At 62.1% G+C, this 17,065-nt stretch carries 18 protein-coding genes; 12 read left to right on the plus strand and 6 right to left on the minus strand.

The annotated features are described in order from the left end of the window. Window positions 1-55 precede the first annotated feature (55 nt). Window positions 56-961: a DMT family transporter gene (locus tag H0W47_RS07820; RefSeq protein WP_296922716.1), complete on the minus strand. Its 906-nt coding sequence runs from the start codon at window positions 959-961 to the stop codon at window positions 56-58. Then, a complete protein-coding gene (locus H0W47_RS07825) occupies window positions 958-1,755 on the minus strand; it encodes a PHP domain-containing protein (protein WP_296922837.1) in 798 nt (265 codons plus the stop codon). Before H0W47_RS07825 ends, H0W47_RS07820 begins: the two co-directional genes overlap by 4 nt. 173 nt (window positions 1,756-1,928) lie before the next feature. On the opposite strand from H0W47_RS07825, the gene H0W47_RS07830 reads away from it, so the two are divergent. Next, window positions 1,929-2,600 carry a glutathione S-transferase gene (locus tag H0W47_RS07830; RefSeq protein ID WP_296922719.1) on the plus strand — a complete coding sequence of 224 codons (672 nt, stop codon included), beginning with the start codon at window positions 1,929-1,931 and terminating at the stop codon, window positions 2,598-2,600. A 436-nt stretch (window positions 2,601-3,036) separates the two neighbouring features. Here the strand turns inward: H0W47_RS07830 and recJ are convergent, their stop codons facing one another. Both recJ and H0W47_RS07840 read right to left on the minus strand, forming a co-directional pair. Continuing rightward, window positions 3,037-4,761, minus strand: a complete 1,725-nt coding sequence (recJ, locus tag H0W47_RS07835) for a single-stranded-DNA-specific exonuclease RecJ (RefSeq protein WP_296922722.1) — start codon at window positions 4,759-4,761, stop codon at window positions 3,037-3,039. Next, window positions 4,758-5,705 carry a phosphoglycerate mutase gene (locus H0W47_RS07840; protein ID WP_296922725.1) on the minus strand — a complete coding sequence of 316 codons (948 nt, stop codon included), beginning with the start codon at window positions 5,703-5,705 and terminating at the stop codon, window positions 4,758-4,760. The genes recJ and H0W47_RS07840 overlap by 4 nt, the downstream gene beginning before the upstream one ends. Window positions 5,706-5,772: 67 nt before the next feature. Between H0W47_RS07840 and H0W47_RS07845 the strand changes: the two genes are divergently transcribed. The 6 genes from H0W47_RS07845 to H0W47_RS07870 all read left to right on the plus strand — a co-directional run bounded on the left by H0W47_RS07845 (window position 5,773) and on the right by H0W47_RS07870 (window position 10,750). Further along, window positions 5,773-7,026 carry a lipoprotein-releasing ABC transporter permease subunit gene (locus H0W47_RS07845; RefSeq protein WP_296922728.1) on the plus strand — a complete coding sequence of 418 codons (1,254 nt, stop codon included), beginning with the start codon at window positions 5,773-5,775 and terminating at the stop codon, window positions 7,024-7,026. After that, complete coding sequence (gene lolD, locus H0W47_RS07850; protein WP_296922731.1) at window positions 7,019-7,702, plus strand: lipoprotein-releasing ABC transporter ATP-binding protein LolD; 684 nt, start codon at window positions 7,019-7,021, stop codon at window positions 7,700-7,702. The genes H0W47_RS07845 and lolD overlap by 8 nt, the downstream gene beginning before the upstream one ends. A 164-nt stretch (window positions 7,703-7,866) precedes the next feature. After that, on the plus strand, window positions 7,867-8,154 hold the full coding sequence (locus H0W47_RS07855; protein WP_296922732.1) for a J domain-containing protein: 288 nt from the start codon (window positions 7,867-7,869) through the stop codon (window positions 8,152-8,154). An 8-nt stretch (window positions 8,155-8,162) separates the two neighbouring features. After that, window positions 8,163-8,735 (plus strand): hypothetical protein, encoded by a 573-nt coding sequence (locus tag H0W47_RS07860; protein ID WP_296922734.1) that lies wholly within the window; start codon window positions 8,163-8,165, stop codon window positions 8,733-8,735. Window positions 8,736-8,765: 30 nt separating this feature from the next. Beyond that, a complete protein-coding gene (locus tag H0W47_RS07865) occupies window positions 8,766-9,518 on the plus strand; it encodes a hypothetical protein (RefSeq protein ID WP_296922736.1) in 753 nt (250 codons plus the stop codon). 14 nt (window positions 9,519-9,532) lie between these two features. Next, window positions 9,533-10,750 carry a hypothetical protein gene (locus H0W47_RS07870; RefSeq protein ID WP_296922739.1) on the plus strand — a complete coding sequence of 406 codons (1,218 nt, stop codon included), beginning with the start codon at window positions 9,533-9,535 and terminating at the stop codon, window positions 10,748-10,750. A gap of 90 nt (window positions 10,751-10,840) precedes the next feature. Here the strand turns inward: H0W47_RS07870 and hemL are convergent, their stop codons facing one another. Next, window positions 10,841-12,160, minus strand: a complete 1,320-nt coding sequence (gene hemL, locus H0W47_RS07875; RefSeq protein WP_296922741.1) for a glutamate-1-semialdehyde 2,1-aminomutase — start codon at window positions 12,158-12,160, stop codon at window positions 10,841-10,843. Then, window positions 12,144-13,091, minus strand: a complete 948-nt coding sequence (locus H0W47_RS07880; RefSeq protein WP_367265128.1) for a hydroxymethylpyrimidine/phosphomethylpyrimidine kinase — start codon at window positions 13,089-13,091, stop codon at window positions 12,144-12,146. Before H0W47_RS07880 ends, hemL begins: the two co-directional genes overlap by 17 nt. Window positions 13,092-13,172: 81 nt before the next feature. Here H0W47_RS07880 and H0W47_RS07885 point away from each other — a divergent pair, with 81 nt between their 5' ends. The 5 genes from H0W47_RS07885 to H0W47_RS07905 all read left to right on the plus strand — a co-directional run bounded on the left by H0W47_RS07885 (window position 13,173) and on the right by H0W47_RS07905 (window position 17,050). After that, the gene (locus H0W47_RS07885) at window positions 13,173-13,346 is read left to right on the plus strand and encodes a rubredoxin (protein ID WP_296922745.1); all 174 of its coding nucleotides are present in this window, start codon (window positions 13,173-13,175) and stop codon (window positions 13,344-13,346) included. 78 nt (window positions 13,347-13,424) lie between these two features. Then, window positions 13,425-13,823, plus strand: a complete 399-nt coding sequence (locus H0W47_RS07890; RefSeq protein WP_188705700.1) for a response regulator — start codon at window positions 13,425-13,427, stop codon at window positions 13,821-13,823. Next, entirely contained in the window at window positions 13,823-14,188 is a 366-nt protein-coding gene (locus tag H0W47_RS07895) for a response regulator (RefSeq protein WP_296922753.1), read from the plus strand. Before H0W47_RS07890 ends, H0W47_RS07895 begins: the two co-directional genes overlap by 1 nt. A 23-nt stretch (window positions 14,189-14,211) precedes the next feature. Beyond that, on the plus strand, window positions 14,212-14,742 hold the full coding sequence (locus H0W47_RS07900; RefSeq protein WP_296922755.1) for a chemotaxis protein CheW: 531 nt from the start codon (window positions 14,212-14,214) through the stop codon (window positions 14,740-14,742). Between the two features lie 31 nt (window positions 14,743-14,773). After that, window positions 14,774-17,050, plus strand: coding sequence for a methyl-accepting chemotaxis protein (locus H0W47_RS07905; RefSeq protein WP_296922758.1), 2,277 nt, complete (start codon window positions 14,774-14,776; stop codon window positions 17,048-17,050). Window positions 17,051-17,065 lie beyond the last annotated feature (15 nt).

The following is a 17,065-nucleotide window of genomic DNA, read 5'->3' on the forward strand; positions in this document are numbered from 1 at the left end:
CCTGCGGATTGTCGGGATGGATGTCGAAAAACTGGGCCATGGTGGTGTTGCGGTGTCAGGTTTGGGCGGACAGCATGCGGAAGTCTTTGAGCGCGCGGCTTTCGCGCGCCGTCAGCCAGGCACCCAGCGCGCCGCAGACGGCGATCATCAACATGCCGATCATGGACCAGCTGTCAGGCACATGCGAAAAAACAATCCAGCCCCCGACCATCGCGAAGGCGATCTGGGCGTAGAGGTAAGGCGTCAGGGTGGCAGCCGGCGCGCGCATATAGCCCAGGATCAGCATGAAGTGCCCCACGGTGGCGGCCACGCCCATCAGCAGCAGCCAGCCCCACAGCGACCACGAAGGCAAGGAGATCCAGACAAAAGGCAGGGCCAGCGAGGCCAGCAGCGTGCCGACCCAACCGGTGTACAGGTGCATGGTGATTGGGTCTTCTGTTTTGGCCAGCTTGCTGGTGAGCACTTGAAAGCCGGTGTTGGTGGCCACCATGCACAGCGGCAGCAGCAGCGTCCAGCTGAAGTCTTCGCCGCCCGGCCTGATGATGATCAAGGTGCCGGCAAAAGCGCCCAGCACCAGCGACCAGCGCAGCGCAGAGACTTTCTCTCCGAGTGCGGTGGCTGCCAGCAGGGTGATGAGCAAGGGCACGATGGCGCCAATGGCGGTGAACTCGGCCACTGGCAGGTATTTGAGGCTCAGGAAGGCGAACAGGCTGCTCAACAGCAGCAGCAGGCCGCGCAGGCACTGGAACTTCGGGTGCGCCGTGCGCAGCACACTCAGGCCGCGCAATGGCAGCACCACGGCGGTGGTGGCGACCGCCTGAAAAAAGTAGCGAAACCACAGCGCCATCAGCAGCGGCACGCTGGCGCTGACAAACTTGGTGGTGGTGTCCAGCGTTGCAAAACAGGCGACGGCGGCGATGACCAGCGCAATGCCCGCCAGGGCCGAGGACGCGCGGCTCACTGGATGCGGTCTTCCAGCAGCGCCCAGACAGGCGTCAGGTCACCCGGCAGTAAGGGCAGGGTGCCCAGGTCGGTGTGGCTTTCATCGGGGCTGTGGAAGTCGCTGCCGCGTGAAGCGGCCAAGCCGAACTCCTTCGCAGTTTCGGCGTATTTCACATACTCCTGCGTGGTGTGGCTGCCGGTGACCACCTCGACGCCCTGGCCACCGTGGGATTTGAACTCGGTGAACAGTGCGTATTCCTCGTTTGGCGTGAACTTGTAGCGGCCCGGGTGCGCAATCACTGCCACGCCCTTGGCGCTGGTGATCCATTGCACTGCGTCACGCAGGCTGGCCCAGCGGTGCGGCACATAACCGGGCTTGCCTTCAGTCAGGTATTTGCGAAACACCTCGGAGGTTTCCTTGCAGACGCCGGACTCGACCAGGAAGCGGGCAAAGTGGGTGCGCGAGATCAGCTCCGGGTTGCCGACAAACTTCAGCGCGCCTTCATAAGCGCCCTTGATGCCGACTTTGACCAGCCCGTCCGACATTTCCATGGCGCGTTCGCTGCGTCCGCTGCGGGTTGTGTACAGGCCCTGTTTGATGGCTGCGTCGTCGGGATCAAAACCCAGGCCGACGATGTGTACGGTTTGGTCGGCAAAAGTGACGGATATTTCGGTGCCGGTCAGGTAGTGCAGGCCCTGGGCTCTGGCGGCGGCGGCGGCGCGATGCTGGCCGCCAATCTCGTCGTGGTCGGTCAGGGCCCAGAGCTCGACGCCGTTGGTTTTCGCTCGTTCAGCCAGTGCCTCGGGTGTCATGGTGCCGTCGGATACGACAGAATGGCAATGCAGGTCGGCGTTCAGGATGTTTTTGGAAATCACTGACCCATTTTAGGCGCTGCTTCTTTTTGCTGCTGAACCGGGCTGGACCGGTCGGGGCGCGATGACCTACCATGTCAGTCCGTTTGCCGCCAACCCTGACTGGAAATTTCATGATCACCGTGCACCACCTGAACCATTCCCGCTCGCAACGGATTCTCTGGCTGCTGGAGGAGTTGGCGCTGAAATACGACATCAAGCGTTACGAACGCGACCCGAAAACCATGCTGGCGCCAGCGTCGCTGCGCGCGGTGCATCCGCTGGGAAAATCGCCAGTCATCACAGACGGCGAGCTGACCATCGCCGAGTCGGGCGCCATCGTGGACTATTTGATCGAACATTACGGGGCGGGGCGGCTGGCACCGCCCGCCGGAACGCCCGACCGCTTGCGCTACACCTACTGGTTGCACTATGCGGAAGGCTCGGCGATGTCGCCGCTGCTACTCAAGCTGGTGTTTGACAAGATTGAAACCGCACCCATGCCGTTTTTTGCCAAACCTATTGCCAAAGCCATCAGCGGCAAGGCAAAAAGCAGTTTCATTGAGCCGCAGATAGCGCAGCACCTCGATTATCTCGAAGCGGAGTTGGGAAACAACCAATGGTTCGCCGGCAGCGAGTTCAGCGGCGCCGACATTCAGTTGAGTTTTCCGCTGGAGGCGGCAGCAGCGCGCGGCGGGCTGAATGCCAGCCGGCCACGGTTGATGGACTTTCTCAAGCGCATTCATGCGCGGCCAGCCTATCAACGCGCCATTGAGCGCGGGGGTCAATATTCGATACTGACCTGAGGCCGCCTGGATTTTTGGTGTGCTACAAATTCAGTAGCTGCTCAAGCCCGCCAGTCGGGGGCTTCAGCACTGAAGTGCTTAACTTTCAGCGAAAGCCGAAGTAGGACAGGATGAAGCCGATGATGACGATAAGGCCGACGACCCAAATGATGGTGTTCATGGTGTGCTCTATGTTTTTGTTGACATGCCGACTGGCTTGCCTTCTGGGACGTATCTTGGCCCATTGCTCGATCCACGGTTGTAGGCCTCGCCTGCCATGCGCCGTCGGACAAGCGCTACAGCGCTGGTACCGCCCCCGCGCCAGCCTCCATGTGCTCACCCCCGTTCATCGGGGGGCACTCACTTTCTGGGGTGAGGGGCAGGCTGGGACCCAAGCAATGCTATCAAATCAATAGCTGCTTGCGCTCGTCCTGGTTGGGCTGGAGGCCTAAAACATTCAGATTTCGGCGGCTTCCACGAGAAAGCGCACCCGCTTGATGCCCTGCCACTCGTCGGCATCCAGCCGAAAGGCCAGCTTGACGCGGGACGGCAGCGACTCGGTGTGGCCGAACCAGATACCGTCGACCGGCTGGCCTTGGTGTTTCAGCTTGAGCGCCAGGTGTTTTTCACCCACCAGGCGCTGCGACACGACTTCCACTTCCTCGCTGAAAGTCGGCGCCGCAAAGCCCTGGCCCCAGACTTCGCGGTGCAGGGTGTCGACCAGGTCGGCGCGGCGGTACTGCGGCGCAAGCGGGCCGTCGGTATCGAGCCGGCGCGTCAGGGTCGCGGCGTCCAGCCATTCGTGCGCAACCTGCTGGAGTGCCTGCTCGAACTGCTCGAACTGCTCCTCGTTGATGGTGCAGCCGGCGGCCATCGCGTGGCCGCCGAAACGCAGCAACACCCCCGGGTGGCGCTTGGCGACCAGATCCAGCGCATCGCGCAGGTGAAAACCGGCAATTGAGCGGCCCGAGCCCTTGAGCTCGTGCTCCCTGCCCGGTGCCTGGCTGGCGGCAAATACAAAGGTCGGCCGGTGCAGCTTGTCCTTGATGCGCGAGGCCACGATGCCAACCACGCCCTCATGAAAGTCGGGGTCAAAAATCGCGATGGCGGGCGGCGGCACCTCATCCTCGTCAATCATCGCGTCGGCCGCGTACTGCGCCTGCTCGCGCATGCCGGCCTCGATGTCTCGCCGCTCGCGGTTGATGCCGTCCAGGGTTTTTGCCAGTTCGTCGGCGCGGCCCGCGTCGTCGGTCAGCAGGCACTCGATGCCCAGGGTCATGTCGCTAAGCCGGCCGGCAGCGTTGATGCGCGGACCCAGCGCAAAACCGAAGTCGAAGGTGGTCGCCACGGCGGCGACGCGCCCGGCGGCTGTGAACAGCGCCGCCACACCAGCTGGCATGGTGCCACTGCGTATGCGCTTGAGACCTTGCGCGACCAGGCGGCGGTTGTTGGCGTCTAGCTTGACCACGTCGGCAACAGTGCCGAGGGCAACCAGGGGCAGCAAGGTGTCGAGTTTCGGTTGGCTGGCAGCGTCAAACACGCTACGTGTACGCAATTCAGCACGCAAAGCCAGCAGCACGTAAAACATCACGCCCACGCCGGCTATCGATTTGCTGTCGAAGTTGCAGCCGGGCTGGTTGGGGTTCACGATCACATCGGCGTCGGGCAGCACGATGGCCCCGTCCCTGAGCGCCGGCAGATGGTGATCGGTCACCAGCACCTGCATGCCGAGCGCCCGCGCCCGCGCCACACCGTCCATGCTGGCGATGCCGTTGTCCACCGTCACCAGCAGGTCGGCGCCCGTGGCCTTGACGCGGTCGGCAATCGTCGCGGTCAGTCCGTACCCGTCGACCACGCGGTCCGGCACGATGTAGCTGACCTGGGCAGCGCCCAGCAGGCGCAGGCCGCGCAGCGCGACGGCACAGGCGGTGGCGCCATCGCAGTCGTAATCAGCGACCACACAGATTTTTTTGTTCGCGGCGATGGCATCGGCCAGCAGCACGGCCGATTGCTGCGTGCCTTTCATGGCCGAGGGCAGCAGCAGACGGGCCAGGCCATCGTCGAGTTCGTCGGCGTTGCGCACGCCACGCGCGGCGTAGAGCTGCGCCAGCAGGGGGTGAACACCGGCCTGCTCCAGCGCCCAGACACTGCGCGGCGGTGCTTCACGTACTATGATTTTCATAGCTGCTCCCGCCCGTCCCATAAGGGCTGGAGACCTAAAATATGCTTAACCCGGGACCATACGCCAGCTGGGGCAGGGCCAAAGCTCTGCGCCGCGCGGGCGCCACACAGGGTCAGGTTCGCCTGGCCGCCTGCACGCAAAACGGCCAGCAAGGCGGCGCAGCTGTCGGCGTCCACCGCCTGCCAGGCTTGCGCATGGGCCTCCGCATCACCGCGCAGCGCCGGCGCCTGCAGGCGTGCTTCCACACGCACGCCCTGCACGGCGGGCAGCAGTTGCTCCAGCACCCCAGCCCCGCTGACCCAGAAAGAGTTGACCGGCGCCAGCCCCTGCTGCTGGCGTGTTTCGTTGGCGGGGTGGGTGTACAGCAGCATCTGCATCTCGTTTTGCAGGCGGCGCAGGGTAGCGGCGGGTGTGCCGGCGCCGTCCAGCAGCGACCTTGTCAGGTGCCGGCCCATCAGCGTGCCCATGGAGACGCTATGCAGGCCACGAAAGACTTCGCCGGTGGCCAGCCAGGTGCCGGGCAGCTTGCTGTGCGGCGCCAATGTGATGCCGTCTTCCCGGAAATACGGCGCCATCGCGGCCAGCAGTGTGCTGGCGCTTGCTTCGTCGAGCGCCAGATCGTCCGGTGGTGAGAGCCGCACATGGTCGGCGCCAACCTGCCAGTGACACAGTTGGATGAAGGCGCAGGGGGTGCCTGTGGTGCCCGTTTCGAAGGCTGCCCAGGGGATGTGGCCAGGTGCGTCTGGCAGCCCGTTGGCTTGTGCAAGTGCCAGCTCAAAAGGTGTGGAAGGGTCGTCCTCGCCGCATTCGATGCGGCCGTGCGGCACCATGGCCGCCAGCAAGTCGCGCAGGTTTTTCGTCATTGGCTGAAAGGGCGGCGCAGATTCGCCGGCCATCTGGGGCAGCACGACCCCGGCAATGATCAGATGAAGTTTGTCCGGCATGGGCCTATTGTCCGGGATTGACGGGACGGTAATGAAGGTGACTGGGCCTGATGCCACAATTGCCCCCATGCAAATCCCCTACGAACTGATTCTGGGCTGGCGTTACACCCGCGCAGGCCGCGCCACGCGGCGCAACGGGTTTATTTCCTTCATCTCGGGTGTCTCCATGCTGGGCATCGCGCTTGGTGTGGCGGCGCTGATCATTGTGCTGAGTGTGATGAACGGCTTCCAGAAGGAAGTGCGCGACCGCATGCTGGGCGTGATCTCCCACATCGAGGTGTTTGCGCCCAACGGTGCCGCGCTCGGCAACGTGGCGACGACGCTGGCAGAGGTCAAACAGAACCCGAACGTGGTGGGTGCCGCCAGCTTCATCACTGCCCAGGCCCTGCTCGCACGTGGTGAAGACATGAAAGGCACGCTGGTGCGCGGCATCAATCCGGCGCTGGAAGGCGAGGTCACGGACCTCGCTGCAGCCTCGGTCAGCACGCTGGCCAAGCTGGTCCCCGGACAATTTGGCGTGGTGCTGGGTGGTGAGCTGGCGCAGTCGCTGGGTGTGCGAGAGGGCGACAACGTCACCCTGATTGCGCCCAGTGGCCAGGTGACCCCGGCCGGTGTGGTGCCCCGTCTGAAGCAGATGACGGTGGTCGGCACTTTCGACTCCGGCCACTTTGAATACGATTCGGCGCTGGTGATGCTGCACCAGGACGATGCGGCCAAAATTTTCCGTCTGGAGGGCCCAACCGGCGTCCGCGTCAAGCTCAAGGACCTGCATCAGGCGCGCGAGGTGGCCGCCGAGTTGTCGCGCAGCCTCAGCGGCGATTTGCTGATCCGCGACTGGACGCGCCAAAACCGCACCTGGTTTGCCGCAGTGCAGCTCGAAAAACGCATGATGTTCATCATCCTGACCTTGATTGTTGCGGTGGCCGCCTTTAACCTGGTCAGCACGCTGGTAATGACGGTGACCGACAAACGCGCCGACATCGCCATCCTGCGCACCCTCGGCGCCAGCCCGAAAAGCATCATGGGCGTGTTCATGGTGCAGGGGGCCATGGTCGGGGTCATCGGCACGCTTTCGGGCCTGCTGCTGGGGCTGGGCATCGCGCTCAATATCGATGTGCTGGTTCCGGCGCTGGAGCGCGCGCTCAACGCCAGTTTCCTGCCCAAGGACATCTATTTGATCAGCCGCATGCCCAGCGATCCACAGTACGCCGACATCATGCCGATTGCCGTGATCGCGCTGGTGCTGTCTTTTCTGGCCACCATTTATCCGAGCTGGCGCGCCAGCCGCGTCAATCCTGCCGAGGCCCTGAGATATGAGTGAAGTTGTTCTTAAAGCCCAGGGCCTGACCAAACGCTTCCACGAAGGGCCTATCGACCTGACCGTGCTGCACGGGGTCGATCTGCAGGTTTTTGCCGGCGAAACCCTGGCCATTGTTGGCGCCTCCGGTTCGGGCAAATCCACCCTGCTGCACCTGATGGGCGGGCTGGATGCGCCCACCAGCGGCAATGTCGAGCTCAAGGGGCAGCAGATGTCGGCGCTGTCGCCGGCCGAACAGGGCGACTTGCGCAACCAGCACCTGGGGTTTGTTTACCAGTTTCACCATTTGCTGCCGGAGTTCAGCGCGCTCGACAACGTCGCCATGCCGCTGTGGATACGGCGTCAGGACCGCGACAAGGCGGCGGCAACCGCCCTGGCCATGCTTGCCAGCGTGGGCCTGAAGGACCGCAGCCACCACAGGCCCGCCGAACTGTCGGGCGGCGAGCGCCAGCGTGTGGCGATTGCCCGCGCGCTGGTCACGCGGCCGGCCTGCGTGCTGGCCGACGAGCCGACCGGTAACCTGGATCGCTCCACCGCCGATGGTGTGTTCGAGCTGATGCTGCAACTGGCACGTGAACACGGCACGGCTTTTGTGATGGTCACACACGACGAAACGCTGGCGGCGCGTTGCGCCCGGCGCTTCCGCCTGGTGTCGGGGCGCCTGTCGGCCTGGGAGTAAGCCGGGGCGGTCCGCCGCAAGGTCAATTTGCGGCTGCCGACCGCCAAAACGCTCGCAAGTGCATAATCCTTCAGCCCCTTGGGACGCATCCGCGGTCCCTGGCACCTCCGTTTTCAACATGCCGTGCCGCTTGCTGCCTGCGGTCCAGGACCAGCCTCACTCGCATGACCGACCATTACACCGCCCTCGGCCTGAACAGCGCAGCAACGCTGGCCGACGTCAAGAAGGCCTTTCGCCAGCAAGCTTCGTTCTGGCACCCGGACAGGAATGACCATCCCCAGGCTGCTGAGCGCTTCCGGGCGGTGCAGCAGGCCTATGAAGTGCTGTCGGATGCGGGCAAACGCGAGGCCTATGACGACAACCGCCGCCGCAACCTGCTTGACAGCCCGATAGACACGGCGCGTGTCATCTGGGCCGATTATTTCAACCCCTTGGCAAGCGCTGCTGACTGAAAGATTCCTTGAGCATCTCCCCCTACTTTCTCGACCTGCGCTCGGCCTACCAATCCGAAATGGATGACCTGCGTTTCGACTCCGAGGGCCGCGACGTGTTGCAGCAGCGCCTGACCGGCAAACGTCAGCAGATCGCCTTTCTGGTTCAGATGATGGACATCAGCCCCGAGATGGTGGCGGTGGTTTTTCACCAGGGGTTTGCCTTCACGGACAAGGCCTTGATGGAACAACTGCTGACGCATGACGAAGCCGGCCTCCCGTCCTGGAATAGTCTGGCTGGTGGGTTTTCACTGGCGCCCTGGGCCAGCGATCTGGCCGATATCGTTCTGCAGGCGCCGGCGGGAGATAAATTCCTGACTCTGACGGCCGGCCTCGAATACATGGCCAGCCTGCCGGTCCCCGCCGGCATCATCGTCAGCGATGACGAGACAGACGAGGACGAAGAGAGCGAGCAGGACGGCGACGACGAACTGGTGATTTTTGCGGATGACGGTGAGGGCGGCCAGGCTAGCGATGCCCGGACACGTCAGGATGCGGGCGCCGACTGGCTGGTCCAGCAGGGCTTCGACCAGAAGGACTGAAGCAAACATGAGCCCGAAAGTGAGACCGCTATGAGCCAATACCTTGCCCTGATTGAAAAAACCCAAAGCCTGATTGCGGCCGGTGACATCGTTGGTGCCGAGTCGGCACTGGTCGAACTGGCGGACGCCGAAGGGGACGCCGCGTTGATGGTGGTGTTGGAGCAGTTGCCGCCCAAAGATGTGCTGGCCGTGATCCGCGAATACGACAACTCGCGTGAATCGGTGGTGGGTCTGCTGGTGTCCCCCGCGCAGTTCGCCCGCGCCGTGGTGATCGAAAAACTTTACAAGGACCTGACCCGTACCCATCTACGCGGCATGGTCAATGCCGTCATCTTCAGGGAAGATGCGGACCCGGTGGAATTCCTCACGGCCATCGGCGACCTCGACGGCGGCGCCGAGGCCCTGGCCGACTACTTTTCCGACCAGTGGAGCCGGGTCGAGGGTTTTGCGCGCAGCGGCAGTTTTGATCCGGCCGACGAATACGGCAAGATGTTGTCGCAGTCCGCGCTGCTGGCTTCGGCCTACGAGCGGCCGCGTGTGTTGCAGGACGAAATCGCCGACCGCGACTGGATGCAGCTCGCCTGGATCCTGCGTTACGAACTGCCCGACCTGTTCATCGAGATGCTGATGGTGCTGCGCGCCAAGGGCAGCGCGCACCACGCTGCCCCCGATGACGAGGACGAAGAAGACACGCTGGACGACGGCAAGGTCGAGACCGGAGACACCGATCGCGGCAAGGCCACGCCGACGGCACGCGAGTCCGACGAGGAATCGGCGATCTAAATTTGCACACGCTCATGTCTTCGCCTTCCGCTGTTTCGCTTTATGACGCGCGCCCCTTTTTCGAAAAGGCGCTGCAGCACGGTATCCAGCACGGTGTCATAGGCCCCGAAAAAATTGAGGCCATGCGCGTCGAGGGGCCCAAGGGCATGGTGCAGATTGCGCGGTACTTCGGCAACGAGTTCCTGCGCCCGGAGCTCGAAAAAGCCCGCGACCGCATGGTTAACCCCGTCAGCCTGTACCTGGAAAGCAGTTGCGGCGGCGATGTCCAGCGGGCGGCCGAGTCGCTGCGCGATTTTTCACTGCTGTCGCGCTCCAAGGGCGGCTCCGACATGCTCAAAGCCCTGATTGCCATGCCGAAGAACAGCCACTTCGGCATGAACGAGCGCGGCGGCTTCCGCGACGAACACATTCCCCTGCTGGCCAAATGGTCGCTGCGCAGCCTGGCCGACTACCAGGCCGAACTCGCCAGGCGCAGCCAGGTGGCTGCCGTGGTGGATGCTGCGCTGTGGCTGGCCGACGAGCTCGGCATGGATGCTGACGAACTCGAAGAAGCCGGCAAGGATGCCGAAGCCGTGATCCGCAGCGCCCTGCTGGTGCTGGCAGCGGGTCGTACCGAGATGCCTGACTGGCCCGCCTTTGAAAAGGTGATCGCGGCGCTGCGCAAAAAGCATGGGGCAGCGCCGGCGGCTCTGCCGGTGGCGCTTCCGAAAAAGCTGCCGGCCCACGTGCACCCGGCGGTGGAAGCGGTGCGGCAATCGGTGCTGGCCGACGCGCCAAAAATCCTCGACGCTGCCCTGCCGGCGCGTGCCCTGTTCGACCGCAGCCCAACCTTCATGGGCCGCTATTTCTGGATTGAAGACGCTCTGGTCGAGGTCGACCACCATGCGCGCTCAGCTTCCGTGGCCTGGCACAAGCTCACCGGCGGCAACAGCGACGACGGATCCCTGCTGACCCTGTTCCTGTGTCTGGCTGCAGGCACTGCGCCCAAAACCATGCTGAGCGAGAAAAGCGCCACGGCGCTGCTGCGCAAGATCCGGAAGTCCGGTTTCCATCCGGCGCTGGCCCGGCAACACATTGCAGACAACGCGCCGGGTCAGCACCAGGACGCGTACCTCAGCTTGTGGGAAGCCTTTGTGGATGAAGCGCAGGCCACGCTGGAAAGCGATGCGGTGCATTCGCTGGGCGACGCGCTGGCGTTGTTGCGGCGGGAGTGCCATGTGCGGCAGGTCTGACCAAGAACGCCACGAATTTGTTCGCGGTGCTGGGGCTGGCCGATATCTACTTGGCGCGGCCGCGCCTCAAGTGGGTGGCCACTGCTGATCTCACCGTCGCCCAGCAAAAAACTGGGCAGCAGCCTCAACAGTGGTTTCGACGTCTTCCGCCGTGTGTGCCGCACTGACGAAGCCAGCTTCATAAAGAGCCGGCGCATAGTACACGCCCTTATCCAGCATCGCGTGGAAAAAGCGGTTGAAGGCCGGGCTGTCGGTGGTCATCACCGTGGCGTAATTCTGCGGCAACTTGGTCATCAGGAAAAAGCCGAACATGCCACCTGCGCTATCCGCGCAAAAGCTGACGCCGGCCTGTGCGGCCGCTCGCGACAGGCCAGTGGTCAGACTGCGGGTGCGTTCGCCCAGGGACTCATAAAAGCCCGGTTTTTGCAGTTCACGCAGGGTGGCCAGGCCGCAAGCCGTGGCGACCGGGTTGCCCGACAGCGTGCCGGCCTGGTAGACGGAGCCCAGCGGCGCCAGTTGCTCCATGACCGCACGCGTACCGCCAAAGGCGGCCAGCGGCATCCCGCCACCGATGACCTTGCCCATGGCTGTCATGTCAGGCTTGAATCCCGGAATGCTTTGGGCATAGAGGCTTTGCGCACCACCGAGGGCGACGCGAAAACCGGTCATCACTTCGTCCAACACCAGCAGTGCACCATATTGTGTACACAGTTCCCGGCAGCGTTTCATGAAGGGCACACTGGCGCGCACAAAGTTCATGTTGCCCGCGATCGGCTCGATCATCAGGCAGGCAATGTCCTTGCCGTGCAACGAAAAGGCGTCCTCGAGCTGGGCGATGTGGTTGTACTCGAGCACCAGTGTGTGCTGGACGACTTCAGGTGGCACCCCGGCGCTGGTCGGACTGCCAAAAGTGGCCAAGCCGGAGCCGGCTTTCACCAGCAGCGCGTCGGAGTGCCCGTGGTAGCAGCCCTCGAACTTGATGATCTTGCTGCGTCCGGTGGCGCCACGCGCCAGCCGGATCACGCTCATGGTGGCCTCGGTTCCGGAACTGACAAGTCGCAGCATTTCGACGGATGGCACCAGTTTCACGATTTCCTCGGCCAGCTCGATTTCGCGCTCGGTGGGTGCGCCGTAGGAAAAGCCTTCAAGCACGGCTTTTTGCACGGCCTCGACGACGGCAGGGTGGCCGTGGCCCAGGATCATCGGACCCCAGGAACCGATGTAGTCGATGTAGCGCCGGTCATCGGCGTCCCAGAAATAGGCCCCCTGCGCGCGTTGCACGAAGCGCGGTGTGCCGCCGACCGCTTTGAAGGCGCGTACCGGGGAGTTCACACCGCCGGGAATCAGGGCCCGGGCGCGCTCGAAGAGAAGGACATTGCGGGATTTTTCGGAGCTAGTGCTTGGTGCCATTGGTGGGGAGGTCAAAGGAGGAAGGGGAGGGGACTGGATCAGTGCTCGCGGCTTCATCCTCCTCATCGTCGGTGTCGGTCTGAGCCCAGAACAGCCGGTCCGGCACGATGTTCCCCATGCCTGGATGAAAACCGGCGTCCAGGCTGTGGTCGAGATAGGTCAGGGCTTCGCTTGTAGCGGCCTGCAGGTTGTGCCCGTTGGCCAGCAAGGCCGTGATGGCGGCTGTCAGTGTGTCGCCAGCGCCGGCGAATACCGCCTCGAAGCGTTCGAATTTTTCGCTGTAAAGAACAGCCTGGGGCGTAGCCAGCACATTGTCGATGAACTGTTCGGGCAGGGGGATGCCGGTGACCAGCGTATAGGGGACGCCGAATTCGGCCGCCGCCTTGGCAATGTCACGAGCCGACGGGCTTTTGTCGCCGGTCCAGTCCGGCAACAGCCATCGCCACAGGCTGCTGTGGTTGCCCACCAGCACCGTGGTTTGCGGCAGCAACAGTTCGCGAAACGCATCGAGGTAGCTGTCAATCGCCTCCTCGTTCCACCACGACAGGTTGGGCATGTAGGCAATCAGCGGCACATCGGCATAGTCCGAGGCGATCTCGGCGACGGCGCTGATGTTTTCCGGATTGCCAATAAAGCCGACCTTGATGGCACTGACTGGCATGTCCTCGAGCGCGGTGCGTGCCTGCTCCGTGACCGCTTCTTCGTCAAAGGAAATGTGATCGAAAATTTCTGCGGTATCGCGCACATAGGCGCCGGTGACAACTGCCAGCGCGTGCGCGCCCGCCGAGGTGATGGCAGTAACGTCGGCCGTCAGTCCGCCGGCTCCGCTGGGGTCGTTGGCATTGAATGTCATCACGCACGCGGGAGCCATTTCGCAATCTTCTGCTTCGGTTGGCTGGACTTCCAGAGGAGGGAGGTTGGGGTTTGCCATAGAATCGATTTTGACCTGTACGCGAATAAGCAACGCCGCCTCGATACAATTGTTGCATTCTATTCGAAGGCAACTTAAGCTGTGACTCAAACAATGACGTGGATGTGTTTAATCTGTGGATGGATTTATGACGAAACGACGGGTGCGCCGGACCACGGCATTGCGGCAGGCACGCCGTGGTCCCAAGTTCCCATGAACTGGACATGCCCCGAGTGTGGGGCGCGAAAAGAAGACTTTGAAATGGTGCAAATCTGAACGGCCGGGTCGGTTGTCTAAACAAGCGCGAAGCAGACGTCTTTTTCTGCAGGCTGCATGTCATAAGGAGCACAGTCAGTGAGTATTCCCAGTTCAGGGCTCAAGGTGTTGGTGATCGATGACAGCAATACCATACGGCGCAGTGCAGAGATATTTCTGAAACAGGGCGGACACGAGGTTCTGCTGGCTGAAGACGGCTTCGACGCCCTCTCCAAAGTCAACGACTACTTGCCTGACCTGATTTTTTGCGACATTCTGATGCCGCGTCTGGATGGTTACCAGACCTGCGCAATCATCAAGCGCAACCCGAAATTTTCAACCGTACCAATTGTGATGTTGTCTTCAAAAGACGGCGTTTTCGACAAGGCAAGAGGCAGGATGGTCGGATCCCAGGATTACCTGACCAAGCCTTTCACAAAAGACCAGTTGTTGCAAACCGTGCAGGAACTGGGCAGCGCAAAACAAGGAGTAGCGTAATGGCAATTAAAAAAATTCTGATCGTTGACGATTCAAAAACTGAACTGATGTTCATGACCGACTTGCTCGGCAAGAACGGATTTTCGGTGAAAACCGCTGAGAACGCTGAAGACGCCTTTCGTCGGCTTGCCGAGGAGAAGCCCGACCTCATCCTGATGGATGTGGTGATGCCGGGGCAGAATGGCTTTCAGCTCACGCGCGCCATCACACGAGATCCCCTGTACGCCGATGTCCCCATCATCATGTGCACCAGCAAGAACCAGGAGACTGATCGTGTCTGGGGGATGCGCCAGGGCGCCAAAGACTACATCACCAAACCGGTGGATGCAGACGACTTGATGGCCAAAATCAAGGCACTGGGCTGATTCTTCACCGACATCACTAGAGCATGGCCAACCGACAAGCACTTAGAGAATTGCAAAGCCGCCTGGCCGAGAGGCTGCAAGCCGCCAAGACGCAGGGTGTATCGGCCTCTTGGCTCGCGGTGGAGGCGGGAGGCGACAAATACCTCTTTCCCCTGAATCAGTCCGGAGAAATTTTCCCCTGGGTTAGCGCCCAGAATGTGCCTTACACGCAGGCATGGTTTGCCGGTGTGGCCAATTTGCGTGGCGGCTTGTATGGCATTGTGGATCTGGCGAGTTTTGTGACCGGAAAAATGCCGCCCCCGCGCACTGAAATGGCGCGAACTGAATCCCGGCTGGTGGCGCTCAATAGCGCACTGGAAATCAACTGTGCCTTGCAGATTGACAAGCTGTCGGGGTTGCGCAATCCCGAGGCTTTTACCGACTTTGCCGAAAAGTCGCCCGAATCGCCGGAGTTTTTTGGACACAGTTATGTTGACGCCAACGGCGCCACCTGGCAGGAGATCAACCTGCAGTCGCTCGCGCAGCAAGCCCATTTTTTGACCATCAGCGCCTAGCGCGTTCACGTTTTTCCCCGGAAGGCTCATCATGTCTGTCATTGAAACGATCCAGAAGCTATTCAAACCAAAGCCCGCTGCGCCCCAGGACAGCATGGATGATGTTTCACTTGATATGTCGGTCGATCCGCTCGCGACCGCTGCCTTGAATTCACCGGGCAGCATGACTGTGACCACCTCTATGCAAGATGCCGGTGAGGGTCCTGAAAGCCAGAATGAGGAGGACAGGTCGGAAGTTGCCGAATTGTTGTCGCTCCCGGTGCTGGGGCGCCGACGCATGGGTGCCCATCAGCAGATCTTGGTGGTGCTGCTTGGCTTCGCTGTCGTGGTGTTGGCTTCCGTGACGTTTGTGGCGCTGACTCAGGCGGATCGGGTGGCGCAGCAGGTGGCTGCTACCGGTCAGTCGCTGATGCAGTCGCAACGACTGGCGAAATCGGTGTCTCAGGCGCTGGTGGGTAGCGCTCAGGCCTTTCCGGACGTGAGAGAAAGTTCCGACGTTCTGGCCAAAACCGTCCGTGGTCTGAAGTCCGGCGATGATTCCCTGCGGCTGGCGCCCGTCGCCGCAGAATTGCAACCGGATGTCAATACCGTGACGCCGCTCATGGAGCGCGCCGAAAAGAATGCGTCCACCGTGATGGCACAGCAGGCCATTTTGACTCAGGTGGGTAACGCCTTGCGTACCATTAATCGCCAATCGTCTGACCTGCTGGAAATCGCCGAAACCGTGTCGTCGCTCAAGCTTCAGCAGAACGCGGCCCCTGCCGAAATTTCGGCGGCGGGCCAGCTCGTGATGCTGACGCAGCGTATTGGTAAGTCTGCCAACGAGTTCCTGACCATGGAGGGCGTGAGCCCCGAGGCCGTGTTTTTGCTTGGCAAGGACTTGAATTCGTTCAAGGAAATCGCCCAGGGTCTGCAGGAAGGGAGCCCGGAGCTGCGCCTGGTTGGCTCCAAAGATCCGCAGACCCGGGAGCGACTGGACGCCCTGATGGCACTGTATGAGCAGACACGCGTTCAGGCCGGCGCGATTCTCGGAAACTTGCAGGGTCTGGTGTCAGCGCGCGAGGCGCAGGCCTCGATTATTTCGGACAGTGAGCCCCTGCGCCGCGGGCTTGAAGACATCCAGGGCAAGCTCTCGTCCCAAACCGGCCTGGGGGTCGGTGCCTTGACTACCCTGGCAGTTGCCGCAGCGTTTGCGCTGCTGTGCGCGGCAGGTCTGGCGCGTTTGCAGGTGTTGGACAGCCGCCAGCGCCAGGGGGTTGCTGAAAGCCAGCGGCTGGAGGCCAAGGGCCAGGAGCAGGACGCCAAGCGCGTGAATGACGCCAACCAGGCGGCCATTTTGCGACTGATGAACGAGTTGCAGACGGTGGCCGAGGGTGATCTGACCCAGGAAGCCACGGTGACTGAAGACATCACTGGCGCCATTGCCGACTCGGTGAACTACACGGTGGAGGAGTTGCGTCAGCTGGTGGGCAACGTACAGAACACGGCGACCCGGGTTGCTCAGACGACGGCACAGGTGGAAAGTACATCGACCGAACTGCTTGCGGCTTCGACAGAGCAGCTCCGCGAGATTCGCGAGACTGGCCAGTCGGTGCTCGACATGGCGACCCGAATTAACCAGGTGTCCAGCCAGGCGCAGGAATCTTCCCAGGTGGCGCGCCAATCGCTGACCGCTGCGGAGTCTGGATTGCAGGCCGTGCAGAACGCGATCGGCGGCATGAACTCGATTCGCGACCAGATTCAGGAAACCTCCAAACGGATCAAGCGACTCGGTGAGTCTTCACAGGAGATTGGCGAAATTACCGAACTGATTTCCGACATTACCGAACAGACCAACGTCCTGGCGCTCAATGCGGCTATTCAGGCGGCGTCTGCCGGTGAAGCCGGACGAGGCTTCTCCGTGGTGGCCGAGGAGGTGCAGCGACTGGCTGAACGTTCAGCAGATGCGACGCGCCAGATTTCCGCGCTGGTGAAAGCGATTCAAACAGACACCCAGGATGCGGTCGCCGCCATGGAACGCTCGACACAAGGTGTGGTCGAAGGGGCCAAGCTGTCAGACAGCGCCGGTACCGCACTGACTGAGATTGACCAGGTGTCGCGTCGGCTGGCCGACCTGATTGAGCAAATTTCCAATTCCGCGTCCCGCGAAGCCGAATCCGCCAACGTGGTGGCCGGCAACATTCAGCACATTTTCGCGGTGACGGAACAGACCGGAGAAGGCACCCGTTCAACAGCACAGCAGGTACGTGACCTGTCACGGATGGCGGAAGAACTCCGTCAGTCCGTGTCGCGATTCAAGATTGCCTGAGGCGGACCTGCCATC

Origin of the sequence: Polaromonas sp., from assembly GCF_013817205.1 — a bacterium.
GTDB lineage: Bacteria > Pseudomonadota > Gammaproteobacteria > Burkholderiales > Burkholderiaceae_C > Polaromonas.

What these genes read in the sequence shown, in the direction of transcription:
- H0W47_RS07825 (WP_296922837.1), bottom strand. Translation starts at nt 1,755, where the DNA reads ATGACACCCGAGGCACTGGCTGAACGAGCGAAAACCAACGGCGTCGAG.
- H0W47_RS07830 (WP_296922719.1), top strand. Translation starts at nt 1,929, where the DNA reads ATGATCACCGTGCACCACCTGAACCATTCCCGCTCGCAACGGATTCTC.
- recJ (WP_296922722.1), bottom strand. Translation starts at nt 4,761, where the DNA reads ATGAAAATCATAGTACGTGAAGCACCGCCGCGCAGTGTCTGGGCGCTG.
- H0W47_RS07840 (WP_296922725.1), bottom strand. Translation starts at nt 5,705, where the DNA reads ATGCCGGACAAACTTCATCTGATCATTGCCGGGGTCGTGCTGCCCCAG.
- H0W47_RS07845 (WP_296922728.1), top strand. Translation starts at nt 5,773, where the DNA reads ATGCAAATCCCCTACGAACTGATTCTGGGCTGGCGTTACACCCGCGCA.
- lolD (WP_296922731.1), top strand. Translation starts at nt 7,019, where the DNA reads ATGAGTGAAGTTGTTCTTAAAGCCCAGGGCCTGACCAAACGCTTCCAC.
- H0W47_RS07855 (WP_296922732.1), top strand. Translation starts at nt 7,867, where the DNA reads ATGACCGACCATTACACCGCCCTCGGCCTGAACAGCGCAGCAACGCTG.
- H0W47_RS07865 (WP_296922736.1), top strand. Translation starts at nt 8,766, where the DNA reads ATGAGCCAATACCTTGCCCTGATTGAAAAAACCCAAAGCCTGATTGCG.
- H0W47_RS07870 (WP_296922739.1), top strand. Translation starts at nt 9,533, where the DNA reads ATGTCTTCGCCTTCCGCTGTTTCGCTTTATGACGCGCGCCCCTTTTTC.
- hemL (WP_296922741.1), bottom strand. Translation starts at nt 12,160, where the DNA reads ATGGCACCAAGCACTAGCTCCGAAAAATCCCGCAATGTCCTTCTCTTC.
- H0W47_RS07880 (WP_367265128.1), bottom strand. Translation starts at nt 13,091, where the DNA reads ATGGCAAACCCCAACCTCCCTCCTCTGGAAGTCCAGCCAACCGAAGCA.
- H0W47_RS07895 (WP_296922753.1), top strand. Translation starts at nt 13,823, where the DNA reads ATGGCAATTAAAAAAATTCTGATCGTTGACGATTCAAAAACTGAACTG.
- H0W47_RS07900 (WP_296922755.1), top strand. Translation starts at nt 14,212, where the DNA reads ATGGCCAACCGACAAGCACTTAGAGAATTGCAAAGCCGCCTGGCCGAG.
- H0W47_RS07905 (WP_296922758.1), top strand. Translation starts at nt 14,774, where the DNA reads ATGTCTGTCATTGAAACGATCCAGAAGCTATTCAAACCAAAGCCCGCT.